We start from the raw sequence: 22,734 nt of genomic DNA, 5'->3' as shown, positions 1-22,734 counted from the left end.
TCCTCGATCTTTTTTGCTTTTACGCGCATCTTAATTCCGATCGAAGCGGGATCAGAAATCAGTCCAGTGGACTGATTTCCCCGCGTAGGCGGTTCCCACTTTTCGGGATGCGCTTTAATTTTCCGGTTCGGTCACGGCGCGGTAGCGCATGGTGCCGAGATAGCTGCCGAACCCGTCCGTATTGCGGGCTAGAACTTCGGTCAGCATGAGGTTAACGACGCGATGACCATTGAGGTCGAGTGGTTCTTCGTCGAGCCTCGTTGCGATACGCCCAGCAATTTCAAGCACGCGTTTGCGACCTGCTTCACGCGCCCATATCTGGATATTGAGAAAATGTTCTCCACCTGGCTCAGAGGCCGTATTCCAGTCCTTGCTCAGCGTTTCGCCGAGCGTGACATAAGGAAATGGAGTCTTGGGCGGAACGTGATCATAAACATGCTCACCCCCAAGTGTTTCAATAAGTTCTTCGTCATTCTTCAAGGCGTCATAAAGTGCCTTCTGCAATGCTGCCGCGCCGTTCCTCATCTTGCTCCCCGCCTGATTTTTGAGTGTCGCGCCGGGCAATCAGCTGCCCGGTGGCAATATCCTCCCGCACCGCGATTTGCCTGAAACGCAGTGCCCGAATGAGACCATCGAAGGTCAGTTTCATCGTGATATTCACCGCCCCTCCTCCACCGCCAGGCAGATAAGGTAACGTCCGCGTTCATCCGGATCGTGGACAGAGCGCAGCGTGAAAACACGCCCACCTTTGCGGAAGCGTTTGTCTGTCGCGATATCTTCACGATGACGCACCAGAATGCGGTGGGTGATCTCAGGGCGTGGCCGGATACCGGAATCCCGCTGACTGGTTGATAGGGGTTCAATACGACCCCAAACAGTCCCGATCTCCGACCATGTTTCGCGATAGCCGCCCATACCATCAGCAACAGGCTGCATGGCTTCCAGGGCCAACTCAGTCGTGAGCTGACCCGGATCAATAAACAGCATGTTGTTCATAGGGATATTCGTCGCCAGCTATCGACCATCGTGGGCAGTTCAGCCTTGGCTGTATCCAGACCTGCGCGGTTCTCATAGAGATGCGCGGTCAAAGTGAGTATTGCCTGCTTGAGTGCATCCGGCACTTCAACGCCGGTTTCCCCAAACCCTGCAATAAAGTCGACCTCAAGGCCACAGAACGTCTGTGCATCCGGATATTGCGCCATGTAAACACGTTGCGGACGGCGGCCATGCTGGAGCATGAACTCTTCAGGCTCCATGCCGATTGCACTGCCGTCGGGACGATATGCGACCACAGCTGTGACAGCTTTTACCGGATACTTGAAAATAGCGAGACGCCCCGAGCGCGGCCAACGATCAACGCGAAGACGCCATGTCTGATCAACCAGTGCAAGTCCGGTCTCGGCTTCGACAAGCTCGCGCGCGGTCTTGATGATACGGCGCAGAACATCATCTTCACTATCGGTCGAAATTCGCAAAAATGCGCGTGCGTCAGCAATCGTCACCGGCTCCAGCGCCGGCGGCGTGACAAGAAACATTGTCATGTATTTTCCCCTTAAATAACTCTCAAATCAGATAGTTACGCATGCAACCCCAGAAAAAGATTCAACCTGTTCGCAAATTGAATCTAGCTGCCAAAACCGGCAGGGAGATCACTGCTAAAAATATCAGGCTGCGAATTTCAGAAGCTTGATCGCATCAAAATCCTGCACGCCGCCGCCCACGCGTTTGGTGGTGTAGAAAAGCACATATGGCTTGGCAGAATATGGATCGCGCAACACGCGCACGCCGATACGATCCACCACCAGATAACCGCGTTCAAAATCGCCAAAAGCAATAGGCGTTCCGTCAGCAGCAATGTCTGGCATATGCTCGGCCTCGACCAGACCAAAGCCCATCAGCGATGCCTTTTCACCAACAGCCGCTGGCGGCTGCCAGAGGTAATTGCCATCCGCATCTTTCAGCTTGCGCAACACGCTCTGCGTCTTGCGGTTCATCACGAAATTGGCGTTCTGGCGATAACCAGCTTTCAGCGCATAGATGAGTTCAATCAGTTTGTCGGATGGATCGGAAGCAGGCAATGCGCCGTCAACACCAGTGGCTATGTGGCCGATCTTACCCCACTCCCAACTCGCATCTTCAACGGTGCTATAGCTCAGGAAGCCCATCGGCTTGTTCAGGCCATTGCCGGTGATGAAGGCAGCAGCTTCCTGTTCGGCAAAGGCTGCTTCGACTTCTTCGGTGATCCACTGCTCAACGTTGACAGCTGCGTCATCAAGCAATGAAGAAGTGGCCGCTGGCATTGCGTAGATTTCCATCGTTGGGAACTGCAGCTCTGCAAGCTTGGCCGAAGCGGTCTGCGGACGCGCATCGGTTTCGCCGACCCAGCCCGTTGCCGGGCCACTGACCGAGAATGGCTTTTTCAGCACGGCACCAGAAACCTGGCGCACACTGGAGATGCCACGTATCGGCGAGAGCACGGCCAGACGGCGACCGATTTCAGTCTCTAGTTCCGCAGGCACCAGATAGCCACCGTCCGGACCAGAGGCATAAGAATGTGCCTTTTGCTCAATGCCACGCATCGCCTGCTCGTCGCCACGGCGCACATAACCGTCAAAGGCCTGCTTATGCTCGACATCAACAATAGCATTGCCCTTGCCAAGCTGCGGACGGGCGCTTTTCAAAACATACTGGTCAAGTGCTTGTTTCTGTTCGTCGAGCGCGCGGTTGATACGATCAACCTTGTCGCGCAACAGCACATCGACATCGGCGCTCTTTTCAACCTTCTTCAAACGTTCGTCATTGGCTTCACGGAACGCCGAGAAGGCCGTCATAAACTCGTCAAAAGCTTCCGACACATCGCCGTTGTTCCCAAGCGCCTTCGTTTCCACGCTCTTGGTTTCGAGCGGGATTGCATGATTTTTTACCATTTTTGATCCTGATTTAATTAAGTTGCATCATCTTGCAGGCGGCACGCATACGCTGCGCAAGTGCCTTATCATCTGCCTGGAAAGCGTCCCGCCCGTCCCGGCTTTGCATGGCTGCAAGTGCTGAATAGCCTTTGGCTATAACCAGACGTGCAGCAGAACGGCTCAGCCCCGCATCCCGCGTGAGCCAGCGTTCAAATTCTCTGACTGTCGGCAAATCCGCCTTGAGATTATCGATGCGTGCCTGTGGCAGCATAGGAAACGTGACCACCGAGATTTCCCAGAGATCCGCTTCCGTGATGTGGCGCAAACCGGTCCGCGCATCCTTGCGCGCTTTGACAGTGCGAAAGCCAATCGACAAGCCATCCAGCCCGCCAGCGCGCATGAGTTCCAGGGCTTCGCGTGCGCGTGCCACGCCTTTGGCCAGTCTGCCCTCGACATAAAGGCCGCGTGCATCCTCACGAATATCAGTCCAGACACCAATCGGTTCAGCCGCATCGTGTTGCCAGAGCATTCGCACGCCCGATGATTTGCGCGAGGTGAGCGACTTCGCAAAGGCGCCTTTTTCGATCACATCATTGCCGAGATCAGCTAAACCAAACACGCTTGCATAGCCTGAAAAGCTGCCATCGATTTCGATCTCTTCAAGCGCCAATGATGCACGCTTAGTTTCAAGTTTCAGGTCAGGCTTTGCCATTCCTGTTCCTTTCAACGGGTAGAATTCCAGTTAGCGATGCGTTCTTCACCCGCTCAGCAAAACGTTTGAGGATGCCCAGCACAGACCATGCCGCGAGGCTTGCAGCCGTTGACCCCATCAACATAAGCTCGGCTCGTCCAAGCAAGGTCTGCAGAGAAAGCGTTTCGGCAATTTTCACGCCTGCAGCGCCCCCAAACACCATGCCGCAGATAATGCCGACTGCAAATCGGATCGCCGCTTCCCGCTTGCCATTTGGCAGCATGTAGGCGAGCGACACGGCAGAACCGGCCACCGCACCCGCAATCTTGGCAAACCACACCAGACTTGCATCAGACGCCATAACGGTTTCGCTCAGATTGCTCATGAAACTCTCCTTTCCGCACGCGGCTGATAGCCAACCGCATCGCGTTTTTCGTCATCACTCAGGAATGAGGCTTCCGACACGCGCCGCCAGAGCGATTCACGTTCCAGCGACAGACCTTCGATGCGGTCGGTATCGTGCTCAAGTCTGAGATCGTCACCAAACAATGGGCCGAGCCAGCAACCGAGAGCCTTGGCGGTACGGTTAATCAGCGGCAGCACAGTCAGGCGATAGAAGGCGCGATTGGCCTCGGCATAATTGGCGTAAGTGTTGTCGCCCGGAATGCCTAGCAGCATCGGCGGCACGCCAAATGCCAAAGCAATGTCGCGAGCCGCCCCATTTTTCGCTTCGATGAAATCCATATCCTGTGGGCTGTAACCCATAGCCTTCCAGTCGAGCGCACCTTCAAGAAGCAGCGGCCGCCCCGCACCAGATGCTCCGGTGTAGCCCTCCTCAAGTTCGGTTTTCAGGCGGTCAAACTGCTCTTCAGTCAGGTTGCCACCGTCTTTGGGCGCATAGACCAGCGCACCGGAAGGCCGTGCAGAGTTATCAAGCAAAGCCTTGTTCCAGGCACCTGCCGCATTGTGCAGATCAAGCGCCATCAGAGCTGCTTCAAGCGGCGGAAAACCATAATGATCATACAGCGGATGAAAAAGCTTCAGATGCAGGCCAAAACACCCTGCCCCCGCGAGCGAAACCATGCGGCTCGTATTGGCTGAGCAGTAGACCAGCGATTGCGGCCAGCCGTCACTCGATGTTTCCAGCGTCACTCTTTCAGGCCGCAGAAGATGCAGCTCACGTCTACCGCTCGGCAGATCGACGCGCTCGACATATGCATTTCCCGAAATCAGCAAATGCCCATAAAGCCGCTCGAAGAAACTGCTACCATCAAGCCCGCATTGCGGTGTCGCGATGAGGTCGAGCAACGGATGCACTTCATGTTCGGTCATGCCTTCATAGAGCAGCCACGGTACATTGCTGGCCGCTTCCGCGATCAGCCGCACGCAGCGATGCGCGACCGGATTGCGCATGAAGCCCTCACGAGCGAGCGACGTATAATCCCGCGCAATCCACGAAGCGCCGCGCTCCATATGCAGCGCCACGAAGCCATTTGCGCTTTTTCTCTCTCGCCCCGCTTCAGAATACGAAGGGGCATTCGCAGCACCTCTGCGCCACGGCCAGTTCCACGCCATATATCGGCTCTCCAATAAAGTTAAATTTTACCCGAAGCGCCGGATACGTGGCTTTCGTTCGCCACCCAGCATGAGTTCGGTCAGCGCCCAAACGAGTGCATCAAGGCGATCCGGCGAGCGTCCGTTCGAGAGCCCTTCAGGCGCAAAGTCACACATTTCGTCTTCAAGAGCTACGAAACGCCCGGTATGGCGAACACGCCCCTGTTCATAAAGGGCTGCCACCGGCTCGGCGCGCAACCACTTGCCGCGCGAGGCACGCCGCATCAAAACCGGCACCGTCGCATCTTCCGCCGCAAGCACGGCTGCAACCATTTCGCCGCCCTGATTAACCTCAGCCAGAACCGCATCCGCTTCAAAGGAATGATAAAGCGCAATCGCCCGCCGCGCCCATTGATGTGGCTTGGCCATGTTCATGGTTTCATCGGCAAGCACATGCGCAAAACCATTTTCATCGATACCTGCAACCACGATCCCGCAAGCATCCGACGACTTACCCGATGAAGCAGGCGGATCAATCGCCACGAGAATGCGGATAAGTTCCGGTGCCTGAACCTCAAAGCACTGTTCTATCCGCTCACGCGACCACAATGCTCCTGCGCGCTCTTCAATCAATTCGCCGTCGAGTTCCTGCCGTCCAAGCCTTGTTCCGGCATATCGCTGGTTAATCGTCTCAATAAAACCATTCGCCAGATTGGTTGCGTTTTCACATGTCCGCATATGCGTCATCGAAACTGAAGCATCGCTGATCAATGCCTTCAACAAAGGCACGGCCCGCGGTGTCGTCGTCACAACCTGACGCGGGAAGTCGCCCAGACGCAGGCCAAATTGCAGCATGTCCCATGTGGCTTGCGGGTTCTTCCATTTCGCCAGCTCGTCGCACCATGCAGCATCAAATTGCGGTCCGCGTAATCCATCCGGATCCTCGGACGAATAAAGCGACGCCACCGCACCATTGTCCCACAGAAGTCGCTTACGCGTTGCTTCATATCGCGGCCGCGAAAGCCGTGAGACAGACAATATGCCGGATGGACCATCCACCATCACCTCGCGCGCGTCGGCAAAAGTTTCACCAACCAGCGCGATGTGCCCACAAGCGCTTGCTGCAAAAGGTGCCAAACCCAGAGCCATGCCAGAAACCCATTCAGCACCAGCACGCGTTTTGCCAGAGCCGCGACCACCCAGAATAAGCCAGGTTCGCCAACCGGCGGGCGGCGGCAATTGCGCATCACGCGCCTTGAGCAGCCATTCGCTTTCCACTGTCATGATCTGATTTCGCGTCAAGTCCGCGCCCCAAGATTTCCTGCGCGCGCCTTTTTGCAAGTTCGTCGATTCTCCTGTCTATGCGAGCCAGAGCCTGTCTGGCTTCATGAAGGCTTGGTACCAAAGCACCACCGCCTACTTCCGACGCCCCCGTCTCAGTTGCAAGCTCACCAACCGTCTTCACTGCTTTCGCCAGAGCCATGAGGGCTTCTGCCTTGTTTTTGTCTGGCAGCTCCTCCCCATCGATCAGTTTGTTGAGCTCAGTCCGCAATCGTTGCAGAGCATTTTCGGTGCTGGACGATTTGTTTTGCACCTGCTCATTCAGACCAAAGCGCTTCAACCAGTGAAGATATTGCCTCTCGGAACATCCCATCACCTTTGCGATTTCGGTGACGGCAACGTCGTGTTTCATTTGCAGGCAAAAAGCCAGCCTGACTCTTGCCTCGCGGCACTCGTCAATTTTTCGCGTTTTCAACGGCCTTATCCGTCAAACTCCCCTTTTCATGCAAAACCCCGAAAGCATGACGCTTCCGGGGGTTTGCATTGCCGATAAAAGCCGGGGGTATCGAGGCTTCTTCGGCACCAGTCACACTTTTCTGACTGTATCTAATAGCTAGCAAATGACCGTTACGCCGTCAAGGACTATTTTCCTATCAATGATTATTTTCCTGATCTTTTTATGATATCTGTTTACTAATTTACGTGAGTTATAGCTTATTAATCTGATATGATTGACGGGTAGGTTTCGCTCGTCTCACAACTTTAACGGCTATAAAGTAGAGTTCATGCGTAAAACGGCCGATGAAGATACTGACAAGAAAAAGCGCAAGCCCTTCCGGGTTTCGCGGCTCATCGGTCTTGACGCCTGGATTGACTCCGGCCTCTACAATCTGCGTTTTTATGCCCGTGAATGGTGGGAAAACATCACTATTTTCTCCCGGCGTTTCCGGGTGCGCGGGTTCCGTCGTCTCGTCGTCGAGGTTCTCGATGAAGGTTTTACGCTGGGCGTGATCGGCTCTGTCGTCATGCTCGCGCTCGCGCTGCCTGCCTTTGAGGAAACCAAGAAGGACTGGCGCGCGCAGGATGATTATGCCGTCACATTCCTCGACCGTTACGGTAACGAAATCGGCCAGCGCGGCATCCTGCACCGGCAGGCTGTGCCGATTGATGAATTGCCAGACCACGTCCTCAAAGCTGTGCTTGGCACCGAAGACCGTCGCTTTTTCGATCATTACGGCATTGATTTCTGGGGGTTGAGCCGTGCGCTGAGCCAGAACCTGCGCGCGAATGGTGTGGTTCAAGGCGGCTCTACTCTCACACAGCAGCTTGCCAAAAATCTGTTTCTTTCCAATGAGCGCACGATCGAACGCAAGATCAAGGAGGCTTTCCTTGCAATCTGGCTTGAAAGCAATCTGAGCAAGAAAGAGATACTCCAGCTTTATCTCGACCGCGCCTATATGGGCGGCGGCACCTTCGGCATCGCAGCCGCATCCGAGTTTTACTTTGGTAAAAACATCAAGGATGTAAGTCTCGCCGAAGCTGCCATGCTGGCAGGTCTGTTCAAAGCGCCAGCGAAGTTCGCGCCTCATGTCAATCTTCCTGCCGCCCGCGCTCGCGCAAATGTCGTTCTTTCGAACATGGTGGAAAGCGGTTTCATGAGCGACGGACAGGTGGCAGTTGCACGCCGCAACCCGGCCAGCGTCATCGACCGCGCCAAAAATGAAAGTCCGGACTATTTCCTCGACTGGGCCTTTGAAGAGGTGAAGAAAATCGCGGGCAACGTGCCGCAACACACCTTGACGGTGCGGACTACGCTCGACCGTAATATCCAGAAGGCAGCAGAAGAATCGCTCGAATTCCATCTGCGCCAGTACGGTAAGGATTATAAGGTTTCCGAAGCTGCAACAGTCGTCATCGCCAATGACGGCTCGGTGCGTGCGCTAGTCGGCGGACGCGACTACGGCGAAAGTCAGTTTAACCGTGCAACAAAGGCGCTGCGGCAGGCTGGATCATCCTTCAAGCCATATGTTTATGCAGCTGCGATGGAGAAAGGCATGACGCCGAACACCATCGTTTCCGACGCGCCAATCAGCTGGGGCAATTGGTCACCACGCAATTATGGCCGCAGCTTTGCCGGTCGCGTGGACCTGACAACCGCGCTCGTGCGCTCGTTGAATTCCGTGCCGGTTCGGCTGGCGCGCGATCATCTGACGACCGCGCCGATTGTGGCGCTCACCAAGGCAATGGGTGTGGAATCACCCATTTCCTCACACAAGACCATGGTGCTTGGTACGTCCGAAATGACCGTGATGGATCAGGCGACAGGCTTCAATGTCTTCCCGAATGGTGGCATGGCTGGCAATCGTCATGCCTTCACGCAGATCGTCTCTTCGGAAGGCAAAGTTCTCTGGGACTTCTCTCGCGATGCGCCCAAACCACATCGGGCATTGTCCGAGAAAGCGGCTTTCGAAATGAATTCGATGCTGGTGCAGGTGCCTGAACGCGGCACAGCCCGCCGGGCAGCACTTCCAATGACGCGCGTTGGCGGAAAGACCGGCACGACACAGAATTATCGTGACGCCTGGTTTGTAGGATTTACCGGCAATTTCACCGCCGCGGTCTGGTTCGGCAATGATAATTTCACGCCGATGAAGGATCTGACCGGCGGTGTGCTGCCTGCCATGGCCTGGCAGCGAATGATGAATTATGCCCATCAGAATATCGAGCTAAGGCCAATTCCAGGCATCACCCCCGCCTTCCCTGCACCGGCCAAGACGGCTGAGCCAAAGGTTGCTGCAACCGGAAAGCCGGAAGAGATGATGTCGGCACCACCGCGCGTTCTGTCACCTGTCGCCACGAAGGCGCTCAAGGAACTCAACGACAAGATTCGCAACGCGCCACCTGTGCCTGCACTTGCCGGGCGCTCGAAAGTATCGGTACTCTGAGCGCCTTATGCTGAAGACTATTCTCAAAGTTCTGGTGGTTCTGGTCATCTCGCTTGGTGGGGGCATCTGGGTAACAGATTACACCCTCGACAATTTCGATGGTTTTGGTGAATTGCAGTTGGGGGCATGGAGTGCTTACCCAGCTTCCGGCACGACAGACGCCGATCCTTATTCAAAAGCGCGTGCTGCCCGCAAAGCCTTCCTCGCTATCGGCACAGCAGAAGGCCTCCCCTTCTATGCGCGCCGTGACAGCAATGGCAGGGAGCTGCGTCGTGGGTGCAGTTATCGTTTGACCGGCCTTACACCATCAACGCGGTTCTGGACGCTTTATCCAGCCAACACCAATCTGGAGCCTATTGTTCCTCGCGAAGGTCTTCAGACCGCACTGCATTCGCGTGAGATGCTCTATGACAATGACGGGCGCGTGCAGGTTACGGTTGGTCCGAATGCAAGCCCGGACAATTGGCTTCCCGTTGAAGGTAGCGGCAACTTCGTTCTGGTGATGACGCTTTACGACACGCCAGCTGCAAGCTCTTCCGGCCTCGTCGATCTTGTCATGCCCCGTATTGTGCCGGTCGCAAATCTGGAGGCATGTCGTGGCTAAAGTCCTGCGTTTACTGCTTCTTGGCCTGATCGGTGCTGCAATCGTGCATATTGCTGTCCTGCTGCTTGTCCCGCTTTATTCAAGCAAGAATGCATGGTCTCATCTGGAAGCTTTGGGTGATGCCTACCGTTTCCACCTTCTATCCGAAAAATCGGGGTTGATAAGTGATCAGGACCCGCTGATGGAGCAGGCTGCCTGTCGGTTTGATTTGTCGGAAGGGCCGGTCCACATCACGACGAAAGGCGCCACGCCCTTCTGGTCACTATCTGTCTATGCTCCCAATGGTGACAATCTTTATAGCCTCAACGACAATGTATCGGCCGACAAACAGCTTGATCTCATTATCGCTGACCCGATTGGCATCGCTGCTCTTCGCTCTGAAGGCGTGCAGAATGATGGACGCTCGATCATTATTGAGCAGGATGTAAGCGAAGCCGCAGTGGTTCTGCGGAGTTTCATTCCCGATGCAAGCTGGCGTCAACAAGTGCAAAACTTCTTCACGCAAGCGAGCTGTGCGCCGTATGAAGCGAGCTACAGCGGTTCCAGTTAAGAAAGAATCGTTGGAACCGCTGTAAGCTTTGGTTTTTAAACTTGCCTTTATCCCGAAACTGGTTCCCACTTTCGGGAGACATGCTGTCGTTAACTACCTGCAAAACAGACACTTTCCTACTCACGGTTAATGAGTTGCTAAGGCTTCATGCCTATTATCCAGTCTGCCGACATGCGGCAGGCCGCGTTAATAGTATTAGCCTACCGGAGTACCTTGCGTGACAAACGATCAGTTCCGCGTCCTGGAAGAGATTTCAGGCAATCGGAACCAATCAAATTTGAGAGCTGATGGGAGCAAAGCAGATGACCTTCTTGGCGCTGCTATAGCTGCGTTTGCCTCAATCACACGCCCCGGACGGCATGATGCCCACCAACTTGAAGATCTTGCATTTCCGCTGCTTGAACGCGCAACTATGCGAGGCAAGCGGCAGGCCGCTTCTGCGCTGGCACAGATTGAAGACGCGCCACGACGCCTCGTATTGTCGCTCGCAAACGAACCTGTCGAAATCTCCGCACCGATTCTTTTGCGTTCGCCTGTGCTACGGTCTGAGGATCTCGTCGATATCATCGGCAAGAACGGCCTTGCTCATGCCCGCGCCATTGCCCGCAGACAATCCGACGATGCGTTGTTGAAGGGCGTGTTACGCAGCTTCACCGATCCGGTTATTGATAGGCTGTTGGCCTTACAGGAAAACCTTGCTGGGCTCGGAACCGATAAGACTGAAATCCAGCCCACTATCAATGAGGCCGAAAGTTCAGAAGGCGTGCTGCCGCATCAGCCATCGTTTTTCAACTCTGGTGCCTTATCCAGCCCGGAACATCTCATCGATACAGCGCTTCTGATCGACGACCAGATTTTCCGCACGGCATTGGCTGATTCTCTCGATGTATCTTTTGAGCGTGCCGATCACATTATCGGTCAGTGGCCCGCCTCACATTTACCTATCGCCTTGCGTGCGCTTGGCTTGTCTGCTTCTGAATGTTTCATGGTCATGTCTGCCGTGCTTGGGCCAGTGGCCGCTGATCGCGAAGGCCTACGCGAATTCATTCAGATTTATCGTTCAATCGATCAGGAAAAGGCTGTCATGCTCGTGCGCCGATGGAAGGCAGATGACATGTCCAAACTGCTTCGCAGCAAGTTGCGCGAGATGGTAACGGCTACGGATGAAGAGTCCGCAACGAAGCGTTCAACCTTATAACTCGTCTTTCGAGACTGAGAAAAAGCCCTCAGGATCGGCAATATCTTCGAGCTCTATAAGCCAAAGATCGGGATCAAATCTGACCTCTCGATCCATGCGTTCTGATGCTTTAACGTCATCGACATCATGAAGAATGCGCAGAAACATGCGCTCTCCGTCTGTGCTTTCCTCATAGGACGTTTGCGGCGCAGGTGAATAAAGATCACATGTGCCAAAGCGCGAACTTACCTTGATGAAAATTGCACCGGCTTCTTTAGAACCGCGGCGGGCGAGATACGCAAAGCCGCCCTCGCCCTGAACTTTGCGTATGAGTGCCGAAACCCAGAAATCCGATGTCAGGCGCATAGTTTACCCTGCATCAACTGATGAGACCGATTTCACGCATCTTGGAAATCAGTGCGGCATCCACTTCGCCGGTGACACGAAGATTGAACAGCTTCTGGAACTCGCGAATCGCGTCCTGCGTGGATTTACCCGGAACACCATCAACGCTCACCATTTCGTTGCCGAAGGCTTTGAGGCCAGCCTGCACCCGCACGATATCCTGCGAGGAAATCTTTGCCTGCTGTTGTACGGCAGGTTCTGCAGCCAGCTGCTTCTTTTCCTGCCTCGGCTTGCTTTCCAGCGATGCAAGGTCAGGTGCACGTTTTGCTGATGCGTCGATTTTCAAAACTGCCGGTTCAGGCCTTGGGGACGGCACCGCTAAATCAATCACCTTCGCGACATCATCTTCATTCGCCGTCTGCACCGCGCCACTTTGTGCCGGAACGCCTACCTTCTTTTGAAGTGCCTGCCAACGCTCAATTGCTTCGCGTGTTTGCGGACCGGTAAATCCGTCTACAGCACCTTTATATATGCCGAGCGTCAGCAATCTTTGCTGCAATCGAGCAATTTCAATATCGGCATTTGGCGCAAGGGCGGGCAGCATTTCATCAATCGAGCCGGTCGTTTGCAGCCGATCAGGAGACAGGTCCGCAGTTTCCGTCGGTTGCTGATCTGGCTTCGTCTCAGCTGTTGCAGATGTTTCCGCACTTGCCGTTTGGGTAGGTGCTGTTTCCTCAGATTTGTTAGCAGCAGCCGTGCCCGGCAGAACCGCACGCGGCGTTGCCTTGAACACAAAGTCCGCACGGGTTTTAAAGAAGACGGCATTGTGCGCTTCTGGCTGGTACCAAAGCGCATTGGCTGAAACAAAGCCCATCACCACAGCAAAGGCCGTCGCACCACCGGTTAGCACGGGATTGCGCACAATGAATTCGCCAGCAGCTATCGCCAGCTTAGAAGCAGAATTGAAAAAGAACTGAAGGAGGCGGCGACCGAGACTATGCCGTTTTGCGGGTTTGCGCATCGATCCGCTCTGGGCCTTGGTCCCGGTTTTCGTCTTTCTGCCACTCATTAATCCGTTCTCCCTGGTGACGGTGGATATCAATCACCGTGCCAAGCTTCTGTTGATCTTCTTCTCCCAAAGAATCCTGCTCAAGCAGTTTTTGCGGGCCTGCGACCGGCAGAAGAACAGTTACGACCGTTCCCTCACCCACACAGCTCTTAATGGTCATCGAGCCCTGATGAAGCTCGACCAGCCCCTTGACCACTGAAAGGCCAAGTCCACTTCCCTCTTGCGCACGCGTATAGTTATTGTCAGCTCGCACGAATGGCGATCCGATGCGCTGCATATCTTCCGGTTCGATACCGATACCCGTATCGGCGACGATGATTTCCAACTGTGGACGTCCATCAATCATGACGCGGGTAGCGTCGATGGTGACGCAGCCGCCAGTCTCGGTAAACTTCACCGCGTTGGCAGCAAGATTAAGCAAAATCTGCTGTACTGCACGGCGGTCAGCAACGACCTCCCCGGTTGTCGCGTTCACACGATGACAGAAGGCAAGACCCTTCTTTTCAGCGAGCGGCAGCATAACCGCGGCACACAGTTCAGCAGCATCACGGAAGCTGAAGCTCTGCGGTTCGATCCGATACGTGCCGGTTTCCAGCCTTGAATTATCAAGGACAGAATTGACCAGCTCAAGCAGATAGTGGCCCGACTTGTGAATGAGACCAGCATATTCACGCTGCTTTTCATTCTGCAGCTGGCATCCCATTTCATGCGACAGCATATCGGAGAAGCCGATGATCGAATTAAGCGGCGTACGCAGCTCGTGGCTGACAGTTGCGAGCAATCGACCTTTGCCGATGCGTTCCGCTTCAAGCTGCGCCTTCAGCGCATTGATTTCCTCAATGAGCTTCTGCTCACCTTCAAGCGAACGTCCGATCAGCGTGATCACGCCATTCATAGCCGCACCATCCATGCGGAATGACAGAAAGACCGGGCTGCCGTTTTCAAGTGTGCGCAGGCGAATATCTGCTGCGCGGGCAGTGCGCAACGAGCGCAGGTCTGCGAGAAGCGACAAATATTGCACGCGATCAGCCACATGAACGCGATCAATCAGTGCTGTGCCTTCCAGCATCTTGGGTTCGACGCCCAGAACAGCGGCAGACTTCGCATCAATTTCCGATACAATACCTTCAGCATCCATCGAAAGCTGCACATCGCCTTCAGCAACGACAGGCTTGTTCAAAGTCTGTGGCGCCAATGTTATCGCGCTTCGGATCATGAAGCTGCGCGCAACAAGGCTCGCCATATAAAACATCAAAACAAGCAACGAGACCGACGATACACCAGCAACGGTGGCCCCGCCGATCAACCCAAACGCACTTAGTACGGAAGCCGCAACAGCTGCGCCGCCAAGTGTTGCCATAGGCTTGCGGCTCACAAACCATGCTTCCAACGGCAAAGCTGCAGCCATAAGCCAAAGCGTGACATTGCTGGTATTCGCGAAGGCGGCAATTGAAACCAGCCCTGCGCCATAGGCGGCAAAATTCAGACCACCAAGGACTGCGGCACTCAAGCCCATCAGGCTTAGCGCACAGAAAATCATGGCAACGCCTGCAAGGCTCGCCGCGAGAACGGCTATGGCTGCAATATCAGTCACCACGCCGGATGCGAGTACCGCAGCAAACAAGAGAACCGGGAAAAGCATGAATGAGCCGACGACGCGAATCGCAGACGCGTCTGATTGCTCAGTCCAGCGCTGACAGAAACGTTCGTGAAAACGCGCGAGCGCCTGCACCTGCGTGCCTACGATCTGTGCTGCGTTCAAAAGAATGGCGTTCAACTTGCCTTACTCACTCAATACTCGTTTGGCTTCACCATCAGGGATCAGCCCGTCGACAGTAGAATTGCAGGTGAGGCTTTAAAGAAACGATAAAACTGAACCGTGTTGCGTCCATTGAGCCAAAATCTGACGGTTCAGAGGCCGGGTTTTTTCACTATGGTAAACAGAAGGTAGACAAGTGACATCAAGGCCTTCGGCTCTCGGCATTTGTTTCATGTCATGAATGCGTCGAATCCGTCAGTTACGGAATCTTTTCAAATTCCGTAGAGAATAGCCCCGAAGCTTCCGATCAACATTTTTGAGCTAATGATCCGTTTTCTCATCAAATCCGCAATCTGGCTGTCGCTGGCATTCATGGTGATGCCGCACTTCTTTCCTGCGGATCAGGAAAACACATCGACGAAGAACAGCGCTCCGGTTCAAACCAAAGCGGAGCCGGATTCGATTGACCAATTGCTCAATAATGGCAAAACGGCCCTGGAACTGGGCAAGCTTTGCGTAAACAACCCTGCTTTATGTGAAAACGGCGCGTCTGTTCTTTCCAGTGCCGCGAGCGGTGTGCTGGAACGCAGCGGTGGGGTACTTGAATATTTAAGCGATCGCTTCGGTACAAAGCCGCAGACTGCGTCGCCAGTTACTGTAACGCAGGACACAACGACGGAGCAGCCCACGAAAAGCTTACTCCATGCCATTCCGATCCCTACGCCACGCGCTGAAGCACTGCGCGCACTTGATCATTCTTCCACAGGTGCAATTCCCGCACGCAAGTGATGCTTTTCCGTGACCTTTGTCACATTTATCCCTATATAGACGGCATATCCGGGATCAAATCTGAGCAAATATCATGACCACCACAATCGACAGCATTATCTCCGACTTCGAATTTCTCGACGATTGGGAAGATCGCTATCGCTATGTGATTGATCTTGGTAAGGAATTGCCAGCCTATCCAGATGATGCCCGTGATGCGGCGCATAAGGTTCAAGGCTGCGTCAGCCAGGTGTGGCTGAAGACTATTCCACATGAAGGCAATGATCCGGTTGTCGAATTTCTCGGCGATTCTGACGCCCATATCGTCCGCGGTCTCGTTGCTATTGTGCTTGCATTCTATTCCGGTCGTAAAGCGTCTGAAATCGTCGCTTCCGATCCGGAAGAGGTGCTGAAGAAGCTCGGACTTGATGAGCATCTTACGCCACAGCGTTCAAATGGCCTTCGCTCCATGGTCGCGCGCATCCGCCGCGATGCAGCAGCATTGAAAGTCTCAGCCTAAAGCATTTCCTGTTCAGATTGAATCATTGGAGATGCTTTATCTGTTTGTCTTTACGCGCATCTTATTCCGAAAACCGGTTCCCACTTTTCGGGAGGCGCTTTAGCAACTTTTCGACGGCAAGAGCTGCAGCAAACAACAACTTGTCGGCACCGTTTCGGGCTGTCAGCATGAATCCTGCTGGCATTCCTTTAACCGGCATCGGCAGAGTGATGCTGCAAAGGTCGAATTGATTGGCGATCTGCGTGTTACGCAGCAGCAATCCTTCAACACGGTCATATTCAACGGGATCTTCGCTGACAGACGCAATCGTCGGCGCAACAATTGGCGTCGTGGGGGTTACGAAGAAATCCATGCCACCCAATCGCCGGTCCATTTCCTGAACCAGATTTTTCCGCGTTTGCATCAAGCCTTCATATGCCTGATCTGAGACATTCAAGCGTTCTGCAAGCGTATACTTCACCCGATGATCGACATTTGCATCCGGGTCTTTGAGCCAGGTGTCGGCATGAACATGGCTTGCTTCAATACCGGCAATCGAACCAATCCGTGCTGCTTTGCGCAGCTCTAAAATAAGATCGTTGACCTCAAGCGGGACGACCCTAACGCCCGCATTTTTGAGAGCGTTTAACGCCTCACCAAAAGCTTCCGCTACTTCCGGCTCCATATCAGCCAAGAGCACGCCTTCCGGCAAGCCAACCGTCAGCGTGCTCAAATCTGTAGCATCAGGCAGAACGGGCGCTTCGCCGGCCATTATCGCGTCCGTCAGAATGCAATCCGCAACCGTCCGCGCCAGAGGACCGATAGAATCAAGTGAAGGGGCCAGTGGAAATGCGCCATCCAGCGGAATGCGTTTAGCGGTTGGTTTGAAGCCAACTACGCCATTCAAAGCGGCAGGGATTCGCACAGAGCCGCCAGTATCTGAACCTATGGCGATTTCGCTCGTACCTTCTGCAACCGAAACTGCCGCCCCCGACGATGAACCACCAGGAACGCGCGTTGGGTCCACTGCATTGGCTGGCACGCCGTAATGGGGGTTTAATCCGACTGCAGTAAAGGCGAATTCCGTCATATGCGTTTTACCGACAATGATCGCGCCCGCATCTCTCAAATGTTGCACAATGAGGGCATCATTGGTGGCAGGCGATCCAACTTTACGCACGATGGAACCAGCGAGCGTTGGCTCGCCAGTTACATCGAATAGATCCTTGATCGATACAATCCGACCGTCCAGAGGTCCGCGGGAACGTCCTTCTTTGATGCGCTGATCAGCGGCATCGGCTTCATTACGCGCGGTTTCGGCATAAATCTTACCGAAGACACGTTCGGTTTTCGCTCGAGCTTCAAGCTCTGCAAGAACTCGTTCAAGACTTTGCCGATTGCTTTGCATTTTCACCCCCGCTGCTAATGCTTTGTTGTTCAAAGTCTTCAAAGGGTCAATGCGGTCAAAATGAGCACCCCCACTCAACCCTGGCCGGGACGAGCAGTCGGACGATAATCGTCCGCACCCCAATGCAGCACTGCCGGCGACCTATGTTCGACTGCGCGCGGCGGATTATAGTGCCTATTCAGCATTGCCAGCCCCATTTTTAGCAACATCTTCCCTGAACGCACCGGCCATTGACGCTCACGCTCGACTGTTTTCAATCCCTTCAGGAAGCAACAGATATCAATCAAGACCCCGCTAAGTTCGGGGCCAACCGCTTCCAGCGCACGCTCCACACGGATTCTGCTCGCCAGTGCAATATCAGTCAGCTCGGCCATCCCGCCGGGACCGGAACGACCCGAATTGCCCACACTTGCATCCCATCGCGCAGAAATCGAAGGCATTAAAGAACCGCGCGTGAAATCAGCCCTTAAGCGCTCGCCTGCCCGAAACTCGTCCTCAGAAATGAAGCTGCAACCATCGGCACTTCTAAGGCGATAAAGCTTTGCGAGCGGAGATTCGGCTGGATTAATTTCAACAGTCTCCCCCTGCTCCGTTTCAATTGTCTGACTGACCCGTGCTGTCTTTGCTGGTTTGGCACATTTTGCAGCGACCTTGCGGATTGGCCCAGAGAGAGCCAGGCGCTGGCCATCACAGATGATGACGCCGCGCTTCTGCATTTCGCTGATCTCGATACGCGTTGCGGCAATAGTTCCCTGCTCGCCAACCAGCAATACATGCGTTTCGCGAACGGAGTCCTGCATTTCGCAGCCGCCCTGCTTTAAAAAGCGGACCAATCTTGTTTCAGAAGCTGATAACGCCGCGCTCATGCTGCCATCCTCCAAGCCGAGAACCCTGAATTCACAACCTTTTCAAGTGTGGAAACCACTGCATCAAAATCTTCGTCATCACGTCTGTCTTCAACAAGATGGCACGCATAAACAACGGTGCTCCTGTCTCTCGAAAACCCACATGCAACCTCGCTCATCACCATTCCAAACGATGTGTGCGCCAAATACATTCCGATCTGTCTGACCTGTGCTACTTCTCTTCTGCATCTTAGCGGTGAACGCAATTCAGCGCCGCTTACAGCAAAATGTGCCGACAACAAATCGATCAACGCGTCACAGAGTTCCACGCTTTTTTCCTGGCGCCTGCGACCCAACGCACGACCAGAATTATCTATCCTGAGGGCTCGACCGTGTCGCGCCGCAATCACCTTCAAAGCCTCAAGAGCTTCAGCCCGGGTATGGATGATATCTGTTAGTTCCAAAGACATTCATCTTTCCTCACCGTAATAGGAATATCTTCTTATAGTGAGGAATTTGCAAGCGTGGATAAGTTTTTTACAACAGAAAATTGATACCGCGTCTAACAAAATTATAAATAATAGGAATTTATCCATCAAACCGCGAAATGCGCGATCCTTTCGGCACCAAACTAAGCCGACGAGGAGTATGATAATGGAATTAGCCCTAAGAGAAGCAACCCAAACCTTTTTGAACGCGCGCAAAGAAGAGCGCATGAGCGCGATACAACGCGCAGCGCTGCAAATCATAGCAGGGATTGATATGGATAAGCTTCTCCGCGCCCCAGCTGAGGAGCAGCGGCAGGCAAAAGGCCGCCTAAACCGCCTTATCGAACGCGAACGTCTTCGTGGTGTTCGCGGGCACTGGAGCTATGATCTTAATCGACATATTGCATTAAAACAGGCTTTGGACCGGCTATGCGGGATAAAAGCAAAGCAAAAGTCGATGCTATAAATTCAAATGAATAATGGCCCGGAGAGCATGAAGGTTACCTCATGCGTTCCGAGCCATCATCAAACAAATCGCATGTCAGTATCGAAACACAAGCTTCCGATACCAGGATTTGATTACAGCGGCTCCAGTTCAGACTGAATCGTTGGAACCACTGTAACTGTTTGGTTTTACGCATTATCCAAAGCAAAACTGCTTCGCACTCTTGCTGGAAATGCTATAATTATGCGTCCTTAGGCTTGCGGCCCAGACCCATTTTCTTTGCAAGACGCGAACGTGCTGCAGCATAGTTTGGAGCAACCATTGGGTAGTTAGGATCGAGATCCCACTTTTCACGGTATTGTTCTGGCGTCATGCTGTAATGAGTCATCAGGTGACGCTTCAGCGACTTGAACTTCTTACCATCTTCCAGGCAGATGATGTAATCGTCAGTAACCGACTTCTTTGGGTTGACGGCTGGCTTCGGCTTTTCAACAACGACCGGAGCTTCTTCACGCTCAACGTGACGCTTGAAAGCAGAATGCACTTCCGAAATCAGGAGAGGCAGTTCGCTCGCACGAATGGAGTTGTTTCCGACGTAAGCAGCAACAACATCAGCAGTAAGGCTGAGAAGCAGCTCTGCGCTTTCGTCGTAAATTTCAGGGTTTTCCATTGTATTTCCTTTTTTTGTCTTTGCTTTTTATCAAGCAGACTGCGACTCTCAAAACCGATTGCCGTCTACGCGAATTCTTATGCCCTGCCCAACTCATTTCGCGATGCGAATACCAATGAATAGTGCCATTTGCAATAGAATTGTCAAACCACTTTACATTAACGGAATTGATTTCTTCTTGGTTGTGCAAATACAATGTACTTAAACACAAAAAACCAATTACCGTTCAAACTAGAGCGCCGTACGCCCTCTTGGGCACACAAAGATCGCTCTAACAATCTATATTTACAGCATAACTTTACCTTAAACTGATTCAAGTTTAAGGAATTATGCTGTAGCCAAACGCGTTTGACGCTATTTTCAGCTCAGCCATATATTCTTAAAGATGGGGGGATTTGCATCTCTTTTCCGCAGCTTCATTAATTTGTAGCTCACACATAAGCAATAGTTTTTTTCTGCCAAGTCTATTTACCCACGCCACTACAAACACAATTTATTGATTGCGACCATGAACAGGGAGTCGGGCAGCAAAAAGGCATAATTAAAATATATTTCATTCAGATCAGCTCGCATTTGGCTTATCCAACAACTATATAATCGCTACGAAACGCAGAGCACATGCAGGCATCTAAGCGCACAAGCAATTCAACAATATATTGAAGAGTTTATGTCCGTTTGCACTGTGCCGCATTCAAATCCATACGGCTTCGCTCAAGAGAGGAGATATATATGTCTAGCTCTACCGATCAAACCCGCCCATTGAAGGTTGTGAAGACCGATGCGGAATGGCGCGAACAGCTTACGCCGATCCAGTATCAGATCACCCGACAGCACGGTACGGAACGCGCTTTTTCAAGCCCGAACTTCGACAGCTCCTTACACGGCACCTATCGTTGTGTTTGCTGCGACCGTCCACTCTACAAGTCGGAAGCGAAATACGAGTCCGGCACTGGCTGGCCGAGCTTCTTTCAGCCGATCGAACCAGATGCCGTCTCAGCATTTGAAGATCACTCCTACGGTATGAACCGCACGGAAATTCGTTGCTCGGATTGCGATGCACATCTGGGTCACGTTTTCCCGGACGGCCCTCCGCCAACCGGCCTGCGCTATTGCATGAACGGCAATGCACTGATCTTCGATCAGGATTAATTCCTGTGCTTCACAGTCCGGACCGGCACAACGGTTCGGACTGATTTCATTTGCTTTTTACTGGATTTTACATGCCACACGACACCAATTTTCCTCAGCCACCAAAAGCACCAAAGCACCCCGCGAGCGACACGCGCCACGGCATCACCCGAACTGATGATTATGCCTGGCTCCGCGCTGACAACTGGCAGGAAGTGTTCAAAGACCCGTCGGTTCTGGCGTCTGAAATCCGCGAGCATCTGGAGGCGGAAAATGCCTACCAGACCACTTTGATGCAGGACACAGATGCACTGCAGAAGCAGCTTTTTGCTGAGATGCGCGGTCGCATCAAGGAAGACGATTCATCCATTCCTTCAAAGGATGGCCCCTATGCTTACGGCATGTCGTTCCGGACCGGCGGCGAGCAGCCTTACTTCATTCGCACCCCGCGTGATGGCGGTGATGAAACCATTCTGCTCGACGGCGACAAGGAGGCGAAAGACAAAGCCTATTTCCGCCTCGCATCTGCCGATCATTCACCCGATCACAATCGTTTGATCTGGGGGTATGATGACAAGGGATCAGAGTTCTACAAGCTCAAGGTACGTGACCTCGACAGCATGTCGGATCTCGAAGATATTCTGACAGATACCAATGGCGGTGGCAGCTGGGATGCTGACAGCAAAGGTTTCTTCTATACTTTGCTGGATGAAAATCACCGACCATCCAAGGTTTTCTACCACAAGATCGGCACAGCACAGACGCAGGACAAGCTGATCTTTGAAGAAAAGGATGCTGGTTTCTTCCTAGGCGTTGGTGGCTCGGCACTCGATGACTTCATCTTCATCGATATTCATGATCACGAGACTTCGGAATGCTGGTTGTTGCCTGCAAATGATCCGTCTGCAAAACCACAGCTGATCATGGCTCGTAAAACAGGCGTTGAATACGATATCGCGCCCGGTGGCGATGAGTTCTTCATTCTGACTAATGTTGATGGGGCCAAAGACTTCAAGATCATGCGCGCACCGGCTTCGGCACCGCAGCCTGAAAACTGGGAAGAGCTGGTTCCGGAAGTGCCGGGACGCCTGATCCTGTCGCACTCCGCCTATAAGCGGCATCTGGTCTGGATGGAGCGTGACAATGGCTTGCCGCGCATCGTTATTCGCGATCGCGAAACAGGCGAGCAGCACGCCATCGCATTCGACGAAGAAGCCTATTCGCTCGGCCTGCATGGCAGCGCGGAGTACGATACGGATGTTATTCGTTTCTCCTATTCTTCGATGACCACGCCTGAGCAACTGTTCGATTACAACATGCGCACGCGTGAACGCGCACTGCTCAAAACGCAGGAAGTCCCATCAGGCCATAATATTGCTGATTACATCACACGGCGCGTTCTCGCTCCGGCAATGGATGGCGAACTGGTGCCCGTTTCGCTGATCTATCATAAGGATACAAAGCTCGACGGCTCTGCCCCTTGCCTGCTTTATGGCTATGGTTCGTACGGCATCACCATCCCGGCAAGCTTCAGCACCTCGCGTCTGTCGCTCGTGGATCGCGGCTTCATCTATGCCATCGCGCATATTCGTGGCGGCA

The 22,734-nt window shown here is 53.4% G+C and carries 26 protein-coding genes; 9 read left to right on the top strand and 17 right to left on the bottom strand.

Annotated features, from left to right (window positions below; translation table 11 throughout):
* Window positions 1-114 precede the first annotated feature (114 nt).
* The 10 genes from RT142_RS15390 to RT142_RS15345 all read right to left on the bottom strand — a co-directional run bounded on the left by RT142_RS15390 (window position 115) and on the right by RT142_RS15345 (window position 6,847).
* On the bottom strand, window positions 115-525 hold the full coding sequence (locus RT142_RS15390) for a DUF3168 domain-containing protein (protein WP_064320342.1): 411 nt from the start codon (window positions 523-525) through the stop codon (window positions 115-117).
* Window positions 485-661 (bottom strand): hypothetical protein, encoded by a 177-nt coding sequence (locus RT142_RS15385; RefSeq protein WP_313029752.1) that lies wholly within the window; start codon window positions 659-661, stop codon window positions 485-487. Before RT142_RS15385 ends, RT142_RS15390 begins: the two co-directional genes overlap by 41 nt.
* Complete coding sequence (locus RT142_RS15380; protein WP_313029749.1) at window positions 658-996, bottom strand: phage head closure protein; 339 nt, start codon at window positions 994-996, stop codon at window positions 658-660. The genes RT142_RS15385 and RT142_RS15380 overlap by 4 nt, the downstream gene beginning before the upstream one ends.
* On the bottom strand, window positions 993-1,541 hold the full coding sequence (locus RT142_RS15375) for a head-tail connector protein (protein WP_007874182.1): 549 nt from the start codon (window positions 1,539-1,541) through the stop codon (window positions 993-995). Before RT142_RS15375 ends, RT142_RS15380 begins: the two co-directional genes overlap by 4 nt.
* 123 nt (window positions 1,542-1,664) lie before the next feature.
* The gene (locus tag RT142_RS15370; RefSeq protein ID WP_007874181.1) at window positions 1,665-2,927 is read right to left on the bottom strand and encodes a phage major capsid protein; all 1,263 of its coding nucleotides are present in this window, start codon (window positions 2,925-2,927) and stop codon (window positions 1,665-1,667) included.
* A 13-nt stretch (window positions 2,928-2,940) separates the two neighbouring features.
* Entirely contained in the window at window positions 2,941-3,621 is a 681-nt protein-coding gene (locus RT142_RS15365; protein ID WP_313029744.1) for an HK97 family phage prohead protease, read from the bottom strand.
* Window positions 3,608-3,985 carry a DUF6107 family protein gene (locus tag RT142_RS15360; protein WP_113159830.1) on the bottom strand — a complete coding sequence of 126 codons (378 nt, stop codon included), beginning with the start codon at window positions 3,983-3,985 and terminating at the stop codon, window positions 3,608-3,610. Before RT142_RS15360 ends, RT142_RS15365 begins: the two co-directional genes overlap by 14 nt.
* Window positions 3,982-5,175: a phage portal protein gene (locus tag RT142_RS15355; RefSeq protein WP_313029741.1), complete on the bottom strand. Its 1,194-nt coding sequence runs from the start codon at window positions 5,173-5,175 to the stop codon at window positions 3,982-3,984. Before RT142_RS15355 ends, RT142_RS15360 begins: the two co-directional genes overlap by 4 nt.
* 27 nt (window positions 5,176-5,202) lie before the next feature.
* On the bottom strand, window positions 5,203-6,438 hold the full coding sequence (locus RT142_RS15350; RefSeq protein ID WP_113159832.1) for a DNA-packaging protein: 1,236 nt from the start codon (window positions 6,436-6,438) through the stop codon (window positions 5,203-5,205).
* Window positions 6,401-6,847, bottom strand: a complete 447-nt coding sequence (locus tag RT142_RS15345) for a hypothetical protein (RefSeq protein WP_313029738.1) — start codon at window positions 6,845-6,847, stop codon at window positions 6,401-6,403. The genes RT142_RS15350 and RT142_RS15345 overlap by 38 nt, the downstream gene beginning before the upstream one ends.
* 373 nt (window positions 6,848-7,220) lie before the next feature.
* On the opposite strand from RT142_RS15345, the gene RT142_RS15340 reads away from it, so the two are divergent.
* The 4 genes from RT142_RS15340 (at window position 7,221) to RT142_RS15325 (ending at window position 11,732) form a co-directional block, all read left to right on the top strand.
* Complete coding sequence (locus tag RT142_RS15340) at window positions 7,221-9,380, top strand: penicillin-binding protein 1A (protein WP_007874163.1); 2,160 nt, start codon at window positions 7,221-7,223, stop codon at window positions 9,378-9,380.
* A 7-nt stretch (window positions 9,381-9,387) separates the two neighbouring features.
* The gene (locus RT142_RS15335; RefSeq protein ID WP_313029732.1) at window positions 9,388-9,984 is read left to right on the top strand and encodes a DUF1214 domain-containing protein; all 597 of its coding nucleotides are present in this window, start codon (window positions 9,388-9,390) and stop codon (window positions 9,982-9,984) included.
* Complete coding sequence (locus RT142_RS15330; RefSeq protein ID WP_313029729.1) at window positions 9,977-10,534, top strand: hypothetical protein; 558 nt, start codon at window positions 9,977-9,979, stop codon at window positions 10,532-10,534. Before RT142_RS15335 ends, RT142_RS15330 begins: the two co-directional genes overlap by 8 nt.
* A gap of 217 nt (window positions 10,535-10,751) precedes the next feature.
* On the top strand, window positions 10,752-11,732 hold the full coding sequence (locus RT142_RS15325) for a DUF2336 domain-containing protein (RefSeq protein ID WP_313029727.1): 981 nt from the start codon (window positions 10,752-10,754) through the stop codon (window positions 11,730-11,732).
* On the opposite strand, the gene RT142_RS15320 is transcribed toward RT142_RS15325, so the two are convergent.
* Genes RT142_RS15320 through RT142_RS15310 form a run of 3 tightly spaced genes read right to left on the bottom strand, consistent with a single transcriptional unit; the run spans window position 11,727 to window position 14,902 of the window.
* Window positions 11,727-12,077: a DUF1491 family protein gene (locus tag RT142_RS15320; protein WP_313029724.1), complete on the bottom strand. Its 351-nt coding sequence runs from the start codon at window positions 12,075-12,077 to the stop codon at window positions 11,727-11,729. The two genes, RT142_RS15325 and RT142_RS15320, sit on opposite strands and share 6 nt — an antisense overlap.
* Window positions 12,078-12,090: 13 nt before the next feature.
* Window positions 12,091-13,077, bottom strand: coding sequence for a peptidoglycan-binding domain-containing protein (locus RT142_RS15315; RefSeq protein WP_313029896.1), 987 nt, complete (start codon window positions 13,075-13,077; stop codon window positions 12,091-12,093).
* Complete coding sequence (locus RT142_RS15310) at window positions 13,052-14,902, bottom strand: HAMP domain-containing sensor histidine kinase (RefSeq protein WP_313029722.1); 1,851 nt, start codon at window positions 14,900-14,902, stop codon at window positions 13,052-13,054. The genes RT142_RS15315 and RT142_RS15310 overlap by 26 nt, the downstream gene beginning before the upstream one ends.
* A 306-nt stretch (window positions 14,903-15,208) precedes the next feature.
* Here RT142_RS15310 and RT142_RS15305 point away from each other — a divergent pair, with 306 nt between their 5' ends.
* Window positions 15,209-15,673, top strand: a complete 465-nt coding sequence (locus RT142_RS15305) for a hypothetical protein (protein WP_313029719.1) — start codon at window positions 15,209-15,211, stop codon at window positions 15,671-15,673.
* 73 nt (window positions 15,674-15,746) lie between these two features.
* Window positions 15,747-16,172 (top strand): SufE family protein, encoded by a 426-nt coding sequence (locus RT142_RS15300; protein ID WP_007874152.1) that lies wholly within the window; start codon window positions 15,747-15,749, stop codon window positions 16,170-16,172.
* A gap of 61 nt (window positions 16,173-16,233) precedes the next feature.
* Here the strand turns inward: RT142_RS15300 and RT142_RS15295 are convergent, their stop codons facing one another.
* The 3 genes from RT142_RS15295 to RT142_RS15285 form a co-directional block, all read right to left on the bottom strand.
* On the bottom strand, window positions 16,234-17,559 hold the full coding sequence (locus RT142_RS15295; RefSeq protein ID WP_313029717.1) for an amidase: 1,326 nt from the start codon (window positions 17,557-17,559) through the stop codon (window positions 16,234-16,236).
* 74 nt (window positions 17,560-17,633) lie between these two features.
* Window positions 17,634-18,425 carry a DUF6456 domain-containing protein gene (locus RT142_RS15290; RefSeq protein WP_313029714.1) on the bottom strand — a complete coding sequence of 264 codons (792 nt, stop codon included), beginning with the start codon at window positions 18,423-18,425 and terminating at the stop codon, window positions 17,634-17,636.
* Window positions 18,422-18,868, bottom strand: a complete 447-nt coding sequence (locus RT142_RS15285; RefSeq protein ID WP_112805185.1) for a helix-turn-helix domain-containing protein — start codon at window positions 18,866-18,868, stop codon at window positions 18,422-18,424. The genes RT142_RS15290 and RT142_RS15285 overlap by 4 nt, the downstream gene beginning before the upstream one ends.
* 187 nt (window positions 18,869-19,055) lie before the next feature.
* Between RT142_RS15285 and RT142_RS15280 the strand changes: the two genes are divergently transcribed.
* Window positions 19,056-19,358: a cytoplasmic protein gene (locus RT142_RS15280; RefSeq protein ID WP_407976329.1), complete on the top strand. Its 303-nt coding sequence runs from the start codon at window positions 19,056-19,058 to the stop codon at window positions 19,356-19,358.
* Between the two features lie 220 nt (window positions 19,359-19,578).
* Here the strand turns inward: RT142_RS15280 and RT142_RS15275 are convergent, their stop codons facing one another.
* Complete coding sequence (locus RT142_RS15275; protein WP_007874141.1) at window positions 19,579-20,007, bottom strand: MucR family transcriptional regulator; 429 nt, start codon at window positions 20,005-20,007, stop codon at window positions 19,579-19,581.
* A gap of 729 nt (window positions 20,008-20,736) precedes the next feature.
* On the opposite strand from RT142_RS15275, the gene msrB reads away from it, so the two are divergent.
* Both msrB and RT142_RS15265 read left to right on the top strand, forming a co-directional pair.
* The gene (gene msrB, locus RT142_RS15270) at window positions 20,737-21,156 is read left to right on the top strand and encodes a peptide-methionine (R)-S-oxide reductase MsrB (RefSeq protein ID WP_007874139.1); all 420 of its coding nucleotides are present in this window, start codon (window positions 20,737-20,739) and stop codon (window positions 21,154-21,156) included.
* 71 nt (window positions 21,157-21,227) lie between these two features.
* The coding region (locus tag RT142_RS15265) for a S9 family peptidase (RefSeq protein WP_313029708.1) at window positions 21,228-22,734 on the top strand (1,507 nt) is incomplete at its 3' end.

This window comes from Brucella sp. (assembly GCF_032066345.1).
GTDB lineage: Bacteria > Pseudomonadota > Alphaproteobacteria > Rhizobiales > Rhizobiaceae > Brucella > Brucella pseudogrignonensis.
Note: the sequence above shows the minus strand (reverse complement) of the source record. Positions and strands in the feature narration are given on the sequence as shown.